General features: G+C 43.7%; 15 protein-coding genes and 2 riboswitches. Of the genes, 7 read left to right on the top strand and 8 right to left on the bottom strand.

The genetic code is table 11. The features are described from left to right. Nucleotides 1–92: 92 nt before the first annotated feature. The 4 genes from LF822_RS05445 to LF822_RS05460 are packed head-to-tail and all read right to left on the bottom strand — an operon-like array spanning nucleotide 93 to nucleotide 5,635. Nucleotides 93–1,250 carry a saccharopine dehydrogenase family protein gene (locus tag LF822_RS05445; protein WP_253922920.1) on the bottom strand — a complete coding sequence of 386 codons (1,158 nt, stop codon included), beginning with the start codon at nucleotides 1,248–1,250 and terminating at the stop codon, nucleotides 93–95. Between the two features lie 30 nt (nucleotides 1,251–1,280). Next, nucleotides 1,281–2,768 (bottom strand): aldehyde dehydrogenase family protein, encoded by a 1,488-nt coding sequence (locus LF822_RS05450; RefSeq protein ID WP_253923478.1) that lies wholly within the window; start codon nucleotides 2,766–2,768, stop codon nucleotides 1,281–1,283. 33 nt (nucleotides 2,769–2,801) lie between these two features. Continuing rightward, nucleotides 2,802–4,436 (bottom strand): thiamine pyrophosphate-dependent enzyme, encoded by a 1,635-nt coding sequence (locus tag LF822_RS05455; protein WP_253923479.1) that lies wholly within the window; start codon nucleotides 4,434–4,436, stop codon nucleotides 2,802–2,804. A 23-nt stretch (nucleotides 4,437–4,459) separates the two neighbouring features. After that, a complete protein-coding gene (locus LF822_RS05460; RefSeq protein ID WP_253922921.1) occupies nucleotides 4,460–5,635 on the bottom strand; it encodes an aminotransferase class I/II-fold pyridoxal phosphate-dependent enzyme in 1,176 nt (391 codons plus the stop codon). A 265-nt stretch (nucleotides 5,636–5,900) separates the two neighbouring features. Between LF822_RS05460 and LF822_RS05465 the strand changes: the two genes are divergently transcribed. The 7 genes from LF822_RS05465 (at nucleotide 5,901) to LF822_RS05495 (ending at nucleotide 16,912) form a co-directional block, all read left to right on the top strand. Continuing rightward, complete coding sequence (locus tag LF822_RS05465) at nucleotides 5,901–7,088, top strand: CaiB/BaiF CoA transferase family protein (RefSeq protein WP_253922922.1); 1,188 nt, start codon at nucleotides 5,901–5,903, stop codon at nucleotides 7,086–7,088. A 15-nt stretch (nucleotides 7,089–7,103) separates the two neighbouring features. Then, on the top strand, nucleotides 7,104–8,294 hold the full coding sequence (locus LF822_RS05470) for an acyl-CoA dehydrogenase family protein (protein ID WP_253922923.1): 1,191 nt from the start codon (nucleotides 7,104–7,106) through the stop codon (nucleotides 8,292–8,294). A gap of 964 nt (nucleotides 8,295–9,258) precedes the next feature. Next, the gene (locus LF822_RS05475) at nucleotides 9,259–10,026 is read left to right on the top strand and encodes a C40 family peptidase (protein WP_253922924.1); all 768 of its coding nucleotides are present in this window, start codon (nucleotides 9,259–9,261) and stop codon (nucleotides 10,024–10,026) included. 357 nt (nucleotides 10,027–10,383) lie between these two features. Further along, entirely contained in the window at nucleotides 10,384–11,592 is a 1,209-nt protein-coding gene (locus tag LF822_RS05480; RefSeq protein WP_253922925.1) for a Bcr/CflA family efflux MFS transporter, read from the top strand. 160 nt (nucleotides 11,593–11,752) lie between these two features. Next, on the top strand, nucleotides 11,753–13,219 hold the full coding sequence (locus LF822_RS05485) for a NarK family nitrate/nitrite MFS transporter (RefSeq protein ID WP_253922926.1): 1,467 nt from the start codon (nucleotides 11,753–11,755) through the stop codon (nucleotides 13,217–13,219). Nucleotides 13,220–13,333: 114 nt separating this feature from the next. Beyond that, nucleotides 13,334–13,440: riboswitch (SAM riboswitch) on the top strand. Between the two features lie 62 nt (nucleotides 13,441–13,502). After that, nucleotides 13,503–13,700: riboswitch (cobalamin riboswitch) on the top strand. A gap of 151 nt (nucleotides 13,701–13,851) precedes the next feature. Further along, nucleotides 13,852–16,155 carry a 5-methyltetrahydropteroyltriglutamate--homocysteine S-methyltransferase gene (gene metE, locus LF822_RS05490; protein WP_253922927.1) on the top strand — a complete coding sequence of 768 codons (2,304 nt, stop codon included), beginning with the start codon at nucleotides 13,852–13,854 and terminating at the stop codon, nucleotides 16,153–16,155. A gap of 241 nt (nucleotides 16,156–16,396) precedes the next feature. Next, complete coding sequence (locus LF822_RS05495) at nucleotides 16,397–16,912, top strand: hypothetical protein (protein WP_253922928.1); 516 nt, start codon at nucleotides 16,397–16,399, stop codon at nucleotides 16,910–16,912. A 271-nt stretch (nucleotides 16,913–17,183) separates the two neighbouring features. Here LF822_RS05495 and LF822_RS05500 read toward each other — a convergent pair whose 3' ends face one another. From LF822_RS05500 to LF822_RS05515, 4 genes are all read right to left on the bottom strand, one after another. Continuing rightward, nucleotides 17,184–17,351 carry a hypothetical protein gene (locus LF822_RS05500; RefSeq protein WP_253922929.1) on the bottom strand — a complete coding sequence of 56 codons (168 nt, stop codon included), beginning with the start codon at nucleotides 17,349–17,351 and terminating at the stop codon, nucleotides 17,184–17,186. Nucleotides 17,352–17,370: 19 nt separating this feature from the next. After that, nucleotides 17,371–17,901, bottom strand: a complete 531-nt coding sequence (locus tag LF822_RS05505) for a DinB family protein (RefSeq protein ID WP_253922930.1) — start codon at nucleotides 17,899–17,901, stop codon at nucleotides 17,371–17,373. Nucleotides 17,902–17,940: 39 nt separating this feature from the next. Further along, nucleotides 17,941–18,249, bottom strand: coding sequence for a hypothetical protein (locus LF822_RS05510; RefSeq protein ID WP_253922931.1), 309 nt, complete (start codon nucleotides 18,247–18,249; stop codon nucleotides 17,941–17,943). A gap of 117 nt (nucleotides 18,250–18,366) precedes the next feature. Beyond that, the gene (locus tag LF822_RS05515; protein WP_253922932.1) at nucleotides 18,367–19,218 is read right to left on the bottom strand and encodes a protein-glutamine gamma-glutamyltransferase; all 852 of its coding nucleotides are present in this window, start codon (nucleotides 19,216–19,218) and stop codon (nucleotides 18,367–18,369) included. Nucleotides 19,219–19,275: the final 57 nt, after the last annotated feature.

The following is a 19,275-nucleotide window of genomic DNA, read 5'->3' on the forward strand; positions in this document are numbered from 1 at the left end:
CTGGGCGCTTACGCCGATTGCTGCTTTATTCACAGTAGATTCATAGACAGAAAAAACGAGCCCCTTTATATTGAGGACTCGTCTTTTGTGTTCTATTTATCCTGAAAAAATTCTTCAGAAATCACTACTCCCCGCTTCGCCATTTCAGCTATATACAAATCACCAGGTACGACCTGCTCAGGAGGCAGCACCCCTCTTTTTGTAATGAACCGGCTGCCGATCATCTGAGCGGCTACGGAGATCGTATTGGCAGTGGCACGTGCCATAGCAGTTACTTGATTCAAACGATCTTTATAGGTAACCATCTCGTATTGATACGCGGCATTTATGCCATCCTTAATTCCGCCCACACAGACCCGAAGCAGTACAGCATCATCTTTATCCCCTAAATCAACGATCGGATCAAGAGCTTTCAGCAATACTTCACGAGGTTTGACCATCACTCCCCCAACTTCAATCTCGTAATCATTGCTTGTTAATTTTAAATCAACAAGCAGCTTCATTTTATCTGCATGTCCCGGGTAGCGTATGGTTTTATATTCGAGCGTTTCAATCTCAGAATAGGTATTTAGTAAAGTGGAAGTGCCCCCTGATGTATGAAACGCTTCAAGTGGACCGAACCGGTCAAAATACAGCCGTTCGACTTCAGACAGGGAAGGCACCTTCTGTTTCTTTCCATTCCGTATAATGGTCGATGGATCGGTATAGTGGTCGAATAATCCCTCCATCGAAAAAACATGCTTATATTCAAGCGGCGGTTCAGGATGAACAGGGATCCCGCCGACAAATAACTTAATAGACTGCAGCTTGTCAAGCTTACCTGCACCGTATCCAGAAAGGATATTAATCATCCCGGGTGCAACACCAAGGTCAGGTATAATTGTTACTTGAGCTGCTTTTGCCTTTTGATCCAGCTGGAGAACACGATCAGTAATATGTCCGATGTGCCCGCCTAAATCAACCGAACTCACGCCCACTTCAATTGCCGTACGGGCTACTACTTCATTAAAAGAATAAAACAAAGCATTAATTACGACATCAAATTCTTTAATAAATAATGCCAATTGATCAGGATTGCCTGCATCAACCTGATACGCCTGAAGCTTGGGTGAATCTATAACCCGACATACAGCTTCGGCCCTTTTGCGGTCGATGTCTGCCAGTCCTACTTTCATCACCCCGGCGCTTTGAACTAAATCACGTGCTGCTTCTTTTCCCATTAAGCCAGATCCTAATACAGCTACTTTCATAGTCCGCCTCCTTTTCACCAGCTGTTCAGACTATTCTACATCTATCTGCGCCCGCTGCAGCTTACCGCTGAAATCAACATACACCGCTTTCCATTCTGTAAACACATCTAAAGCCGCAACCCCCGAATCACGGTGCCCGTTCCCTGTTCCCTTCGTACCCCCAAAAGGAAGATGAATTTCTGCCCCTGTAGTCCCAGCATTAATATACACAATGCCCGTATCTAAATCTCGCTGGGCAGCGAACACTTTATTTACGTCCCGGGTGAAAATGGAACTCGATAATCCAAATTCCACGCTGTTATTAATTTCGATTGCTTCCTCCATGCTCTTCACAGGAATTAAAGAAACAACAGGACCAAAGATTTCCTCCTGGGCAATGCGCATGTCTGCTGTCACATCGGTAAACAGAGTCGGAGCAAAATAATTTCCTTTTCGATGTTCACCAGATTCCAAAACGTGACCTCCGGCAAGCAGCACAGCCCCTTCCTCTTTACCAACCTCGATATAGTTCCTAACCTTCTCCAGCCCTTTTTGATTTATTATCGGACCGACTTTCACTGTTTCATCCAACCCATTACCGATTGTGAGTTTAGTGATTTCATGCTGCAGCCGTTTTTCAAGCTCTTCCTTCACATCTTCATGAACGATTACCCGGCTGCAAGCTGTACATCTCTGCCCGCTCGTTCCATAGGCGCTCCACAAAATCCCTTCTACCGCCAGTGATAAATCGGCATCCTCCATGACGATAACGGCATTTTTACCGCCCATTTCCAGAGACACTTTTTTTAAACGCTGACCACATTTCCCTGCAATATTCCGCCCGACTTCATTCGATCCGGTAAATGAAATCACTCGGATGTCTTCCTGCTCGATCATCGCTTCTCCCACATCAGCTCCTGATCCGAATACGACATTAACTACGCCTTTAGGCAGGCCTGCTTCTTCAAATATTTTTGCTAATTCATAGGCCATAATCGGAGTCTCAGTAGCAGGCTTCCACACAACTGCATTCCCCGCGACAATAGCAGGAAATGATTTCCATGTAGCGATTGCAATCGGAAAGTTCCATGGTGTGATAATACCTACTACACCAACGGGGGCCCGCACACTCATGGCGAACTTATCCTTAAGCTCGGATGGAGTCGTTTGTCCAAATAAACGACGGCCTTCTCCCGCCATGTAGAAAGCCATATCAATCCCTTCCTGCACCTCACCGCGCGCTTCTTCGATCACCTTTCCGTTTTCCATTGTTAATAATTGAGAAAGTCTTTCTTTATTTTCCTTCATTAACACTCCTACACGGAACAGAACCTCTGCCCGCTGCGGTGCTGGAACAAGAGCCCAGCTTTTCTGCGCCTTTTTGGCTGCCTGCACTGCTTCTTTTACCTCTTGCTTAAGAGATAAAGGTACTTGTACAATCGTTTCCAGCGTCGCAGGATTCGTAACCTCTGTGAATCTATTATTGGAAGGCTCCATCCATTTTCCACCTATATAATTTAGAAGCTTTTCGTTCCTCATCAGCTTTAAACTCACCTGCTCATTCCTCCCTTATTATGAATTGCCGAACGTTCTCTCCCTGATTTGACCTATGGTTGAAGAAACGGAGATTTGTTCACGGTCGCAGTCAATTTCAATTACGGCAGGCTTTTCGACTTTTAACGCCTGGGTAAGAGCTTGTTCAAATTCATCTGCCTTCTTCACTAAATAACTCACTGCCCCTACTTCACGGGCAAGCCTGGAAAATGGCACCACGCCTAAGTCAGTGCCAATCGTTTTATTAGGAAATTGAAGCTCCTGATGCATACGAATCGTCCCATACATATTGTTATTAAAAACAACACTGATCACAGGGATGTTATATCTGACCGCTGTTTCCAGCTCTTGAAAGGTCATCATAAAACCGCCATCCCCTGAGAGAGACACGACTTTACACTCTGGTCGTGCAAGCTTAACTCCAATAGCGGCGGGCATTCCATATCCCATTGCGCCCGAGGTGGGACCAACGTATGTCTGCTTTTTATTAAATTGAAAATAAGTATGCAGCCATCCTGCGAAGTTCCCCGCATCGTTTGTAATAATGGCATCTTCAGGTAAGCACTTTTGTAAAATAGAAATGATTTCATAATGGCTGGTTTTGTTATTTACGTGCAGGGATTGTACATAAGCAGCACGGCGCTCTTCTGCCCATACCTCCCAAGTGGGACTAACTTCCATAGATAATAGGCACGTTAAAGCTTCCTTGGCATCTGCTGCGATTCCTACATCTGGAGGATACACCTTCCCTAGGGTTTCATAGTCGATGTCAATATGAATCAGAGACTGGCCACTCGTTAGAAGGGAATAATCTTGAGTCGTCACTTCAGATAATCTTGAGCCGACAGCGAGAACGACATCTGCTTTATTTACGGTTTCTACGAGCTGTCGCTTCATTCCGAGTCCAAGATGACCGGTATACTTCGAATGTTCATTAGGAAACACATCATGCCGGCGGAAGGCCGACATAACCGGAATTTTGTACTTTTCAGCAAATGACAGCAGTACACCTTCAGCCTCCGCAGCTTTCACTCCGCCCCCGGCAATAACTACCGGACGCTCTGCACGGCGCAGTCTTCTTTCCACTTCATGAACTTCTTTTAAGGAAGGACGCGGGCAGGGTCTGTTCACCGAATGGGTAAATACCATCTCTGCTTTCTTCATAAGCAGGTCTTCCGGCAGAGAAATAACTACCGGACCGGGCCGGCCGGTTTTCGCTATTCTAAAAGCCCGCTGAACAAGCTCAGGTACTCTTTCCGGATGTTGAATCTCTACCACCCATTTCGTAATGGGCCCGAAAAATTGCTCCAGCTCAATTTCTTGAAAACCTTCCCTCCCTCTAAATTGACTATGAACCTGTCCTAAAAAAACGACCAGGGGGGTAGAGTCCTGATAAGCCGTGTGAACCCCAATTGATAAATTCGAACCCCCGACTCCTCTTGTAGCAAGCACGACCCCTGGCTTTCCACTTGCTTTAGCGAATCCTTCAGCCATGAACGAAGCCCCGCCTTCATGTCTTGCCGACTTCAGTTCAATGCTCGATTCATCATAAATCGCATCCATCACAGGTAAATAGCTTTCTCCCGGTACACAAAAGACCTGATTGATCCTTTCAAGCTTGATACACTCCACAATAGCTTGAGCACTTGTCATCAGTGAAAGTTGATGTGGGATCTTCAAGGAGACCCTCCTCCATTCATTTTTTTCAAGCGTAAGACAGCCTCCTCCAAACGGGGCATGGCTACAGACAGGGATATTCTTACATATCCTTCACCCAGCTTTCCAAAGGCCGTTCCAGGGGTGAGAATAACTCCTGCTTCCTCCAAAACTTTTTCCGTAAAAGCCCTCGATGTGAAGCCCTCAGGTATCTTCGCCCAAATAAAGAAGGTCCCCCTCGGCTCATCTGCTTCGATGCCCAACTCCTTTAAAGCCGCCATCATATATTTCATCCGGGAATAATAGACTGCATTATTCTCTTTAACGGTTGAAAGGTCACTGTTCAATGCTTCAGCTCCTGCTTTTTGGATGGCTGGAAACTGACTCGTATCTATATTGCTCTTCACAATAGATAGAGCCTGGATTAAATCTTTATTTCCAACCACATACCCCATTCTCCAGCCTGTCATATTAAAGCTCTTGGACAATGACCCAAATTCTACGGCAGCTTCCTTAGCCCCTGGTATTTGCAAAATACTGGGAGCTTGATAATCTTTAAAAGTAACTAAATCATATGCCGCATCATGAGCTGTTAGTATGTTATATCTGGAAGCAAAATCCAGAGCTTCTTTAAATGTTTCTCTTTCCACAGTCGCTCCTGTAGGGTTACCCGGATAGTTGAGCAGCATCAGCTTTACTTGCTTCAACTCGTCCTCTTTAAAATGATCAAACTGAGGCACATAATGTTTCTCTGAATTAAGCGGAAGCGGTACTCCTGTTCCATGCGCAAGGTGAACAGCTGATTGGTAAACCGGGTAGCCTGGATCCGGGATCAGTACTTTATCTCCTGGATTTAATACAGCAAGGATTAAATGAGCAATTCCTTCCTTGGAACCAATGAGCGCCTGTACTTCAGTTTCAGGGTCGACTTCAACTTTGTAATGCTTCTTATAAAACCCTGCTACTGCTTGTTTAAATTCAAGACAACCTCCATAAGGCGAATATTTATGATTATCCGGCTTCCTGGATTCATTGATTAAGCGGTTAATAATAAAGTCCGGTGTCGGCAGATCCGGAGCCCCTATCCCTAAGTCAATAATGTCTATTCCCTTCTCCTGCAGCTCTTTCTTCTTTTGATGAAAAACTGAAAAAAGATAAGGAGGCAGGCTATTCACCTGACTGGATCCATACTTCACGCATACACCCCCCGTTTCTTTGCTCACATTTGCCACATGGGTTGTCCGATTAGTCTATCCTATTAAAGAAAAACCTTTTTCATGATAGGTCTTTTGCTTCCATGTACATCTAAGGTCATATCCGCTGATAAATTAGAATAAGATGTAAGGCAGGACAAACCTTATCCGCATCCCTCTAATCCCAGTAGATCTAGAAGCCGGCTGGATTCATACATCGTATGGGTTCATCTGGCTTTTTTCCTTATGTTGAAAGGGTGTGATGAAAGTGACCGCTGCGCTTGAAGGCATAACCGTTCTCGACTTGACCCGTGTTCTTGCAGGTCCGTATTGTTCAATGATTTTAGGTGATTTAGGGGCAGAAGTAATTAAAGTGGAGGCGCCGGGGGGAAGCGATGAAACAAGAAAATGGGGTCCTCCTTTTCAAGAAGGGGTGAGTGCGTATTACTTATGTGCCAATCGAAATAAAAAGAGTCTTACGATTAATTTAAAAACCGAACAGGGCAGAGAAATGATTAAGAAGCTTGCAGCAAAGAGTGACGTACTCATTCATAACTTTAAGACAGGAACGATGGAAAGGCTGGGTCTCTCTTATTTAGAGTTAAGAGAAATCAACCCTCTTCTCGTGTACTGCGCCATTACCGGCTTTGGTGAAACCGGACCGCTTAAAAATCTGCCAGGCTATGATTTCATCATTCAAGCAATGAGCGGCTTAATGAGTATTACAGGAAATGCTTCTTCAGGGCCGCAGAAAATGGGAATTGCAATTACTGACGTACTGACAGGATTATATGCCTGCATTGGTATTCAAGCAGCTTTAGTAGAAAGAAACCGTTCCGGAGCTGGTCAAAAAATTGATTTATCTCTGTATGACTCCGCAGTGAGCTCGTTAATTAATATTGGGAGCAATTACTTAATGTCAGGAGAAAAACCTTTGAGATGGGGAAATCACCATGCTAACATCGTTCCCTACCAAACCTTTACCTCCTCTGATGGAGAAATGGTCGTGGCTGTCGGGAATGATAAACAGTTCGCCTCCCTATGCCGGGTAGCCGGCGAGCCAAAGCTTGCAGCAGATCTAAGGTTCCGCACAAATCCTGACAGAGTCGCCAATCGGAATTTACTTGGTGAGATTTTACAAAAAGCTTTCGAAACAAAACCAACAACTTACTGGGAGGAACAATGCCGCGCAGCCAATATTCCCTTTGGAGCCATTCAGACAATCGACGATGTAGCAGCCGATGAACAGTTAAATGAGCGTCACATGTTCATTACCTCTACTCATCCAAAAGCGGGAGAAATTAAGATGATCGGCAGCCCGCTGAAGCTCTCGCGTACTCCTGTTTCATATGAACGCCATCCGCCTGAACCTGGTGAGCATACCACAGACATTCTCAGACAGCTCGGCTGCGATGAAGATGAAATAAATGAATTAAGGAAAAGAAACATGATATAAGGAGGCCCATTCGTCATGAATTTTGAATTTAGTGATGAACAAAGAATGCTCCGTAAGACTGTAAGAGGCTTTGTAGACCTGGAAATTATGCCGCATATTAAAGACTGGGACGAGAACGGTAATTTCGATAAGACCATTTTAAATAAGCTTGCAAACCTGGGCTTAATGGGCGTCTGTATTCCTGAAAAGTACGGTGGGAGCGGAATGGATTATAATTCGTTAGCGATTGTATGCGAGGAATTGGAGCGCGGAGATACTGCTTTTCGTACTGCGGTTTCGGTGCACACAGGCTTAAACAGCATGACTTTGCTGCAATGGGGTACAGAGCTTCAGAAACAAAAATATTTAATCCCCCAGGCTGCCGGTAAAAAGATAGGGGCGTTCGGACTAACAGAACCAGGAGCCGGTTCTGATGTAGCAGCTTTACAATCAACAGCTGCGCTCGAAGGCGATTTCTATGTCTTAAATGGCCAGAAAACGTGGATTTCTTTATGTGACACAGCTGATTATTTCCTCGTATTTGCGTACACCGATAAGTCTAAGAAGCATAACGGTATTTCAGCCTTTATCGTTGAACGTACGATGGAAGGTTTCTCATCAAAGGCAGCGAAAGGCAAGCTCGGAATCCGTGCGGGCAATACAGGCGAGTTGTTCTTTGACCAAGTAAAAGTGCCAAAAGAAAATTTACTCGGCAGCGAAGGCGATGGTTTTAAAATTGCTATGGCTGCACTTGATAATGGACGCTTTACTGTGGCAGCAGGTGCGTGCGGGCAAATTATGGCCTGTCTCGAATCTTCAGTTAACTACTGTCATGACCGCAAAACATTTGGAAAAGAAATCGGCCGTCACCAGCTCGTTCAGCAAATGATCGCAAAAATGGAAGCAGGCTTACAAATGAGCCGGCTTCTCGTCTATCGTGCCGGTGAATTAAAAAATCAAGGTGTCCGAAACACACGGGAAACTTCGCTTGCTAAATGGCAGGCGTGTGACTTCGCCAATCAAGCGGCAGACGATGCCGTTCAAATACACGGTGCTTACGGCTATTCGAATGAATATCCGGTCGAGCGCTACTTACGGAATTCCAAAGCACCCGTTATTTATGAAGGAACTCGGGAAATCCATACGATTATGCAAGCCGAATACGTATTAGGCTACAGGCAGGATAAACCACTCAGCCGCGTCCTCCCCGCCTGGCAGTTTCAATAAAACAGTCAAACAGTTCTTAAGCAAAAAAACCGTTTATACTAGGCTGCTGAAAAAGCTTGGATGAATGTAGACGTGATATGTCATGGTTCCCCATAATAATCCAGGGAAAAGGAACAGGAAAATGCCGCTTTTAACCGGAACAAACGTCGGCACTTTTTCCGTTCCTTTTAATCAAAATAGAGGCCCTGGAGAACATAGAGCCTTGTGGAAGAGGACTTCTTAGACTGATCCATTATCGAAAAAGGGTTCTAGGAAACGGTGAGACTTCTAAGTGAGAGACGAATCAGGTGTGGCCCCGGAGGGCTATAATGTAGGCCACTGAAAAACTGAAGGTCTGAGAAAAGCAGCTTTCTTAAAAAGCGGTCTGCGTGGAATTTAGTTTTCATACAGACCGCTTTTCATCTAATTTCAAGAGGTTTGTGTCATCTATTTCTTCATTAAATTCAAGAATAATGGACAGCTAACATCGAATCCCTTATTTTTATGTATTCCTTTCATTGGACAAGAAAAAGAGTGATTTTCTTTTATATATCAAAGAAAATCACTCCTTCTCGTTTCACCCTCTGTTCATGGCACTATGAGCGTTCGGTGGTGACGCCTGGTCGATTAAGTACGGCACGTCGTGTGGGGCCTTGGAAAGGGAGCCGTTTCCTAAAACCTTTTCCTCTTGTTCATTCAAGAAATGGTTACACGTCCTAACTAATAGAGGGAATAATGTTTTCACAACAAGCATTTAAATGCGAACTGTGTTGTTTTTTGTAAAACGATTATAATATCAGCTTAATCTCAGTGAAACCTGCTAACCCATTATCTTTGATAAACTAGATCCTAGTTTGAAAAAGAGCAACAACGATGTAGTCACATCTTATGATTAGGCATGGATTACATATGATCCCCTATAGTTGAGCGATCTGCTTTTGTATTTTTCAAACTAAATAACTCACATCATAGGAGGATTTTTTTCATGACGAAGTCCACTACTATGCGAAAGTATGTAATTTCTTCCGCAATAGTTACGTCTTTAGCTCTTACCCCTGTATTAACGGAAAATGTTTCGGCCAATGCAGACCCAACCTCAACCGAGTCCAGCAGCTCTGCTGATACTTCTTCAATTATAAGCAGCGGTGATCAAGGGGATCAAGTCGAGTCAGTACAATCTGAATTAGAAACACATGGTTACTATACAGCTGCCATCGATGGAATATTTGGTCCCTTAACAGAAGATGCAGTGAAGTCGTTTCAATCGGACGAAGGACTTGCAGTTGACGGGATTGTCGGACCGGAGACAGAGTCTGTATTAGCATCTTCTCCTGAGGAAAGCACAGAAGAAGAGCCTGCACCAGAAGAACCTGCTGAAGAAGAACCAGCAGCCGATTCTGAAGTCGTATCCATTGCCGAAGACTTAATCGGCACTCCATATGTATGGGGCGGCACAAGTGCAGAAGGTGTAGACAGCAGCGGCTTGATCTACCACGTATTTGAACAAGTTGGTGTCGACCTTAACCGTACGGAAAGCGATATGTGGCTGTATGACGGAGAAGAGGTAAATTCTCCAGAAGTAGGAGACGTAGTTTTCTTTGAAGGCACGTATGACACAGAAGGCGCTTCTCACAGCGGTATTTATATTGGCGACAACCAGATGATTCACGCGGGAAGCGATGGAGTAGAAGTGGCTGATATGAGCATTGATTACTGGCAGGATCATTATTTAGGCGTTAAATCATTCAAATAAGATAAATTTATGAAAGCCAGCGCATTAAGCGCTGGCTTTTTCAGTTTGGTGAGAAACCACTGGTTTATCTTTCATCTCAAAAGTGTGTATACAATCCTTGCAGGAGCTGGAAGAAAGGGTTCTAGAAAACGACTCCCTTTCCGAGAGCCTCTTTTGATTAAAGGAATGGAAAACGCGACGACTTCTGCGGGAAGAGCAGCAAATCGAAGAGACTTTCCGCCTGCTCCGCTAAAAAGCGGCGCTTTTTCTCGTTTAAAAACCATTGTTCTTTCGTTTTCCACCTAAATATTGTATAGTAGACTGATTGAAAAATAATCTATTAAACTCAGATATTCATATGAAAGGTGCTTATGTATCATGATCCATAATCCTACAGGCAAAGAACGTATAGGGCTGGCATTTCTTCTAGGGATGCTTGGCATTTTAGGTCCGCTTAATATAGATATGTATCTGCCCAGCTTTCCCGGTATTGCCAATGACTTAAACACAAGTGCCTCGCTGGTACAGCTCAGCTTAACAACTTGCCTTATTGGTCTTGCAGTCGGCCAGCTTGTCGTTGGAACCATCAGCGATGCGCAGGGAAGAAGAAAACCATTAATGATTTCCATATTTTTATTCGCTGTTTCCTCCCTGCTCTGTGCGCTTGCTCCTAACATTGTTACGTTAGTCGGCGCCCGTTTTCTGCAGGGATTCACCGCTTCTGCCGGTGTCGTATTATCGAGAGCCGTCGTACGCGATGTATTCAGCGGCCGGGAATTGACGAAGTTTTTCGCCTTGCTGATGGTCATTAATGCTACGGCTCCTATGATGGCTCCTATGGCTGGGGGAGCCATTTTACTTTTGCCATTTGCAAGCTGGCACACCATTTTTTATTTCCTGAGTCTGCTCGGACTCCTTATTGTATTAGTCATTGCGCTGCGCCTTAAAGAAACACTGCCGCCTGAGAAACGAATTCCAAGCACTCTGAAACATTCACTTGGTACGATCGGCAGTTTATTTAAAGACCGTTCATTTATTGGTTATGCGCTGACGATCGGATTTGTCCATGGGGGCAGTTTTGCCTATGTATCGGGCACCCCTTTTGTGTATCAGGATATTTATGGTGTGTCCCCTCAAGCTTTTAGTATATTGTTTGGTATTAACGGGCTTGCTATCATCTCCGGAAGCTTTATTATCGGGCGATTAGGTGGAATCATTCATGAGCGGAGCTTATTGAGAACAGCGGTTATTACTGCTGTCACAGCCACCTCATTCCTGCTTGTCATGACCATTATTGAAGGTCCTCTGCCTTCATTAGTAATACCTATCTTTATTTATATGACATCCATGGGGATGGTCCTGACCAGTACGTTCACTCTGGCTATGGAACATCAGGGACACCGCGCAGGAAGTGCCAGTGCTGTACTCGGTATGCTTCCTCTGTTATTTGGATCCATGGTGTCGCCGCTCGTAGGTATTAATGAGACAACCGCTGTACCGATGGGAGCCGTATTATTTACAACTGCTGCAATTGGTTCGATTACCTTCTTTACTTTAACAAAGAAACAACAGCCAGCAGCTGAATAATTTTATTAGACCGATTCTTACATAGGTGAGAATCGGTCTATTTTTGTATGGTAAAAACGATGTGTTTTTAAGTTTTCATGTCAGAAAACCTGACACAAGTTATGACACAGCCCGTTATTTTTGAAATAATCAGTCTATTATAAAAATTGGAGGCTTGATTATGGGCGAAGAACAAAATACTTACAAAGGAAACAAGAAAATATTATTTATGACCACGTTTGCTTTTTTCTTAAGCTTCGTCGTCTGGTTTAATATGGCACCTTTTGCATCGACCATTCAAAAGACACTGCAATTATCAAATGAAGAAATTGGAGTCCTTCTTTCTATCAACGTGGCACTGACTATTCCGGCAAGAATCATTATCGGTATGCTTGTTGACCGTTTTGGACCGAAACATGTATATGCCACCTTGCTCATAGCTGTCAGTATACCCTGTTTCTGGTTTGCGTTTGCCAATTCTTTCTGGCAGTTATTCATGGCCCGCGCCCTGCTGTCTGTAGTAGGTGCTGGATTCGTGATCGGTATCCGAATGGTCTCCGAATGGTTCCCGGCGAAGCACCTGGGACTGGCTGAAGGCATTTACGGCGGCTGGGGGAATTTCGGTTCTTCCGCAGCTGCTTTCTCTCTCCCACTTCTCGCTCTATTATTTGGAGGAGAGAATGGGTGGCGCATCGCGATTGCTCTCACTGGGGTCCTCTGTATTGTTTATGCATTTATTTACTTTAGATCAGTTGAGAATACCCCCTCTGGAAAAGAATTTAAAAAACCTAAGCGCAACGGCGCCATGGAGGTAACCAGCTATAAAAGTATGGCTGCCCTCATGCTGATGTCTCTACCTCTTTATGGTGCTCTTGCTCTGATCACATGGCAGTTGAGTAATACCTCCCTCATTACTTATCAGTATGCCGCTGTCATTTACGTCGTTCTAACTCTCGTCTATGGGTATAACCTATACAAAATCTGGGTCGTCAACCGGGATCATTTAAGAGATGGGGTTCCAGAGAAGGAGCAATACTCTTTTAAACAGGTGGCCATTTTAGATTTTGCATACTTTATTACGTTCGGCTCTGAGCTGGCTGTCATCTCAATGCTTCCGATGTTCTTTGAAGCTACCTTCAGCATGGGCGTGGCCGAAGCTGGAATAATTGCCAGTTCGTTTGCTTTTATGAACCTAATAGCACGGCCCGGCGGAGGCTGGCTGAGTGATAAGCTCGGTCGTAAGAAAACATTGATCGTTTTATTAGCAGCTACTTCTGCGGCCTACTTAGGGATGTCCCAAATAGGATCTGGCTGGTCAATTGCAGCAGCTGTCATGTTAACGATGACTTGCTCTTTCTTTGTTCAGGCCGGCGAAGGTGCTGTCTTCTCTATGGTGCCTTTAGTAAAAAAACGACTGACAGGTCAGGTTGCAGGTATGGTTGGGGCTTATGGCAGCGTCGGCTCCGTGTTGTTTCTAGCTGTGCTTGGTTTGCTAAATCCTTCCCTGTTTTTCCTAGGAATCTCGATAATGGCCTTCTTCTGTTTTGTCGCCTGCTTCTTCTTAAACGAACCTGGACAAGCACTTGCGAACGAGCGGCAGCCGGCTGCTGAAGAAACCAGTAAATCTGGTAAAGAAGTTGCTATTTAACTAGTAATCTATTCAAAAAAAAGATTCCGCCCATCTGCGGAATCTTTTTTTTGCTCACATTCCTCGTTGACACCTCCCCCCTGTCGTGCTAGTCTTATAATCAATTCAATAATTCTCTTATTTAGAGAGGCGGAGGGACTGGCCCAATGAAGCCCGGCAACCAATCATCTTATGACTGTGGTGCTAATTCCAGCAAAGCGGCATGCTTTGAAAGATAAGAGAGGTGCGTATGTTAACCTCTCTCAATGAGAGGTTTTTTTCATACATATGCTTTAGAAAATTAAATAACGTACATCACTCAGGTGTTGAAAGAAGCTTATTAACTTACTTCTTCAGCTTAAAAGGGAAGGCCGGTGAAAGTCCGGCACGGTCCCGCCACTGTTAGAGGGAGCCTCCTGCATACGTCACTGTCTGAATCGACGGGAAGACGCAGGAAGCGATGAACTTAAGTCAGGAGACCTGCCTGGTGATTGCACACTAGAACCTACGAGGAATAGGGAGGTGTTTTAACGCTTAAATTTGTACCAGTCTGTCTTATGACAGGCTAAAGTTAAAGATGCGTTTATAACAATCCCTCTTTTTTGTAAAAGAGGGATTGTTTTATTTTTACAGAATCTAAAGGAGGAAAGCTTATGACTAAAAGTTCAACGCTCGGTTATCCCCGAATCGGGGAGAAAAGAGAATGGAAAAAAGCACTAGAGCAGTATTGGAAAGGAAATCTACAGGAAGAAGAATTTCTAACTGAAATAGAAGGTCTGCGACTTCATTATTTAAAAAAGCAGAAGGATAGAGGAATCGATCTCATACCTATTGGAGACTTCAGCCTATATGATCATGTACTTGATACTGCTTTTATGTTTGGCTTAATTCCTGATAGATTCAAGGTTCAAGACAAAAGCGACCTGGACACCTATTTTGATATGGCACGGGGAAATGAAAGTGCCGTTGCTTGTGAAATGACGAAATGGTTTAATACGAACTATCACTACATTGTCCCTGAACTGCAGAACGATGCAGAGCCATCTTTACTTAACAATCGGGTGCTTCACTATTTTGAAGAAGCTAAACAAAAACTCGGCATTACAGGCAAGCCAGTAATTCTTGGTCCCATTACTCTCCTTAAATTATCGAAAGGCTATCAGGAGGAACACTTTACAACTCTGCTTAATAAACTGGTACCTCTTTACGTGCAGGTGTTAAAGGAGCTTGAAAATGCAGGAGCGGAATGGGTTCAAATCGATGAGCCGGTCTTATCCACTACTTTGGATGATAAGGACATCAGTATCTTTAAGGAAGTCTATCAAACCTTTAACGACGAGCTGACATCGGTCAAAATTTTACTGCAGACCTATTTTGAATCCGTGGACTATTACGAGGAGGTTGTGTCTCTACCGGTCGCTGGTATTGGACTGGATTTTGTTCATGATGAAGGCGCAAACTTGTTATCCCTGCAGAAGCACGGTTTCCCCAAAGATAAAACATTAGCTGCAGGAGTTATAAATGGCCGCAACATATGGAGAAGTGACTTAAAATCCAGCCTGGCTGCACTAAATACGATTACAGCTATTGCAGATAAAGAACGCTTAATTGTTCAACCTTCCTGCAGTCTTCTTCACGTTCCGGTAACTGTTGAGACAGAGCATGAGCTGAACACTGAGCTCAAGAACGCTTTAGCTTTTGCCGATCAGAAGCTTGAAGAGACAACTACTTTAACGGAGGGCTTAAATAAAGGAGAAGAAGCCATTCGCCAGAGGATTGAGGAGAATTCGAATGCACGCGGCGCCCTTCTAAGCTCAGCGAGCAGAAACCGTCTCGAGGTACAGAAGGAAGTGAAATTCTGGAAGGGAGTTGAACCAAGCCGTGATCAGCACCATTCCACTCGTCAGAAGCTGCAGCAGGAGTACTTCAATCTTCCTTTACTGCCAACCACAACCATCGGCAGCCTCCCTCAGACGACCGAAATCCGTCAAGCTCGCATGAGATGGCGCAAAGGTGATTGGGATGATGTGAAATACGAAGAATTTATTGAAGCGAATATCCGGGAATGGATCGAACGGCAGGAAGATATAGGACTTGATGTGCTCATTCATGGTGAATTTGAACGCAATGATATGGTTGAATTCTTCGGAGAGAAGCTGGACGGATTTGCCTTCACCAGGTATGCCTGGGTTCAATCCTATGGCTCCCGCTGCGTGAAGCCTCCGATCATTTACGGTGACGTTGCTTTAAACGAACCAATGACCGTAAAAGAAATCAATTATGCCCAATCCCAAACCGCTAAACCGGTCAAAGGTATGCTTACAGGGCCCGTCACTATTCTCAATTGGTCATTTGTCAGAGAGGATATAAGTCAATACGACGTCACAAAGCAGATCGCATTAGCTCTGCAAAAAGAAATAAAAGCATTAGAGGAAAACCAGATTCAAATGATTCAAGTCGACGAACCAGCCTTACGTGAAGGCCTGCCTTTAAAGCCTGCGAAACAGCAGACTTACCTTGATGAGGCCGTCTACGCCTTTAAGCTTGCAACGTCAGCCGTAAACAATGAAACGCAGATTCATACCCATATGTGCTATTCAGAATTCGGAGCCATTATGGAAACCATCGACCAGCTGGATGCAGATGTTATTTCTATAGAAACAGCAAGAAGTCACGGAGAATTAATTACAGCCTTTGAGGAGCACTCCTACGAGAAAGGAATCGGTCTTGGAGTCTATGATATTCACAGTCCACGTATTCCTAAGGTAGAAGAAATGGAAAGGAATATCGAGCGCGCCTTACAAGTACTGGATTCCAGGCAATTCTGGGTAAATCCTGACTGCGGCTTAAAAACGCGCGGCGTAACCGAAACAACGGAAGCTCTCACCAATATGGTAAAAGCGGCTGATAACGTCCGCCAAAGAATCAATAAAGAAGAAGCCGTGAAGGAAAAATAAATACCGCAGTACTGCTGCCGCAGAAACGTTTGATTTCTGCGGCTTTCTTTATGAAACCACTCCGTTATCCCTTTCGTTCCTCCTCCTTATTCCTGCCTCAATAATTTAAGCGAAATAACGTAAAGTAGAAAAAACTCACATTTTGCTGAAAAAGCTCGGGAAGTGTAATACGATTACAGCAGGGATTTCTAAAATTTTGTAGAAATTATATAATAACAGACTAAAAAGGATGGTGAATCCTATGATTCGCACAATCAAAAATACTATATTTAAATGGATGCCGCATAAAGAACAATATATTTGTGAAAAAAGACTGGTCAAAGTCGTGAAACGTTTAAAAATCGAGGACTTTAATTTCAATTGGGACCGGAGCAGCTGTTTTATTGAATTTCAATACCAGAACGAAGCTTACAGACTCGAGCATTCCATTGAACAGGCTAAAGAAAGAGGAATTATCTTAAGAAATGGACTGGATTGTTTATTAGAATTAACCATGTCCCTTGAAGATTTGTGTGAAATTATCGACAGAGGAACTTACAAGTTTGAAACGTGGATTTCCGGAATGAAGCTTACTAATGAAGAACCGGTGAAAGAAATTCCGGCTTTTGAAGAAGAATTCCATATTAGATATAAGTCTTCAGGTAAACAGAGTCCTCTTGAAAAAGAAGAAAACGAGGAGTTCAACCCTTTTTCACCTGAACCTTCTTTCAGAGACTTTGATCAAGAACCTATTATCCAAAGACCCCAGCATAAATAATCTGTACCAGCAAATAAATACTTTAAAACAGGCGCATTTCACGCGAGTCGGCTTCGTGTCAGGACTCGCAAATGCGCCGTTTGATAGTTTTGCCGAAGGGTAAGCACCAGGCAGTATCCTTAAACTACTCTTGATTAAAACTGAACCTCGTCTGCTTTTTCTTCAAAGACCTTCCAGTATCCATTCATTACAGAAGTGTAGTGGCTCATTACAAGATAATTCTTCTCCTCCTCCCCATCTGCGGTTCTCACAAAATAAGTATCCGATCCTTTTAATCAATTTCTGTGATTTGCAGGTTTTTAAAAATTTCATCCTCTGCAAGAAACTCCTCTAATGCTCTCTCTTCATTTAGTTCATGCAGAATATTATACGGACCGGTTATACTTACGATCAACATAACAATAAAAACAAATAAGATTACGAATAAATTACGCTTCATATTCCTCCTCAGCATTCCATTACTTTCTATGCAAAATTCCTAAGTATTCACTCCACGGTCCTGCATCTTCCCTGTACCTTTCAGCGAAAACCCGTACAATCTGCGCCAAATGGGTTAAATCATGAACCGCCCAAGTGGATATTAGTTCTCTTATTCTAACCTCCCCTAAGGCAGGATGAACACCTGTTAATTCCAAATCCATTTCAGGCTTAACCAAGCTGCGTAGTTTATACACGTTATTCTTTCGCAGTCTCTTAAACTCCTCTATTTTTTGAATCATTGATTCTTCAGCAGATCCTTTATCCAAATGGGAAAAGCGGTCAAATGCCGGAAATGGAGTCTTCTCACTATGAGTAAGCATAAATTCCAGACGTGGAATCCAATTATGCTTCTCCCCTTCTATTAAGTGATCAACCACTTCTGAAGCTGTCCACGTTCCCGCTCCCTCATTTGAAGAAATCCACCCGTCTGATAAACCTGACAGAAACGACTCTACTGTCTTAGGAGTACGATCAAGGATTTCAATTGCTTCTTCAAAATTAAAATTCACCAAACCTCTCTCCCTTCATATTTAAATGCTTAAACTACCTCACTTCTTCCGGTACTGTCTTAACAGGTGCCCCCACCACAGCAGGAGGTACATCATAATGAACAAAGAAAATAAAACCCACAGCTTCAAATCCATTAATTCGCCCACCCAGTATGCTGTCTCCGTTTGCGTAGTCCTTGGTATCGTCCCGACTATGTTAATGACTACGAATACAGGAACAAGAACAACAACTCCAATTGAAGATCGTATATGTCTGCGTTTTACTACCATGATGACAGCTGTACTCATCGTTACGAATAGCCATATGTAATAAACAGCCGTCAGCACAACCGGATCATTTGGTGCCAAAAAAATTGCCTCCACTTTTGCGAAAAGATTTCACTTAATTATTTCAAAATTTTCACATTTAAACAATAGAAGACTTTATCAAAGAAGCGCTCATCATAAGTATGATAAGCGCTTCTTTTAAAATAATTGTTTGAAAACTTTGTTCATGTAGTAACGGTATCGTTCGTATGGTATCGAGCTTTCGTTGTGCAGAATTAAAGCAGGCTGGTACTTACGAACAAATTCAGACTGGCCTCTTACAGCAAATTGCTGCAGGTGACTGAAGGTTGGCCGAACGACTAAATTCGTTAAATAAGATGAAGTATACGCTCCCGGTCTCCTCAGTTCATTGAGGGTTTCCACCATCTGCTTTTCTGAAAGAACTCCTAAACCGTGTCCAAAATAGAGATATTCCCCCATGGCGACAGCATTCTCTCCTCTCCATTGAGGTGCAGAAGGGTCAAAGTCCGGGTTATCAAAGTAAACTACGTCCCCCGGGAGATAATTCCTCGTATTTAACGGGTATAACCCCAGATCACTATCTGCATGCCAGCTGTAAATGTATAGATCCGGAAACAAGAAGTTAAACGTACGCGCTCCGAGAACTTGAAGCACTGCATGGTAATAAATGATCAGCATGGCTCCGGCGCATTCAAATGCATACTGGCCGCTGTTTACATAAATATCTTCAACCGCATCTGCAGGCTGTACACCCGGCCTTAAGTGCAGAGCTCCGTAATTCGTTAATACCCAGTATTGTGGGTTGCTCCGAGTAGTCTCAAATGTAGCAAATGATACATCACTCTTACTCATCGACTCTGCACTTTGAACAATATTTTTCCGTAAATTTATTTCAAATTGTAAACCTTGCTCTGTTGGAAAGGAATAGACAGCAGATGCTCGGCTCATTAATTCTATGATTATTCTTTCAAGCCGGTCAGGAGATTCAGCATCATCGATCCCATAAGGTCTTCCGGCAACTTGAATCATTCAACCCCTCCCTTGTTTTGTGAAAAAGTAAACAACATCCATGGCCTATTCACATGT

This window comes from Halobacillus sp. A5 (assembly GCF_024189315.1).
Lineage (GTDB): Bacteria > Bacillota > Bacilli > Bacillales > Halobacillaceae > Halobacillus_A.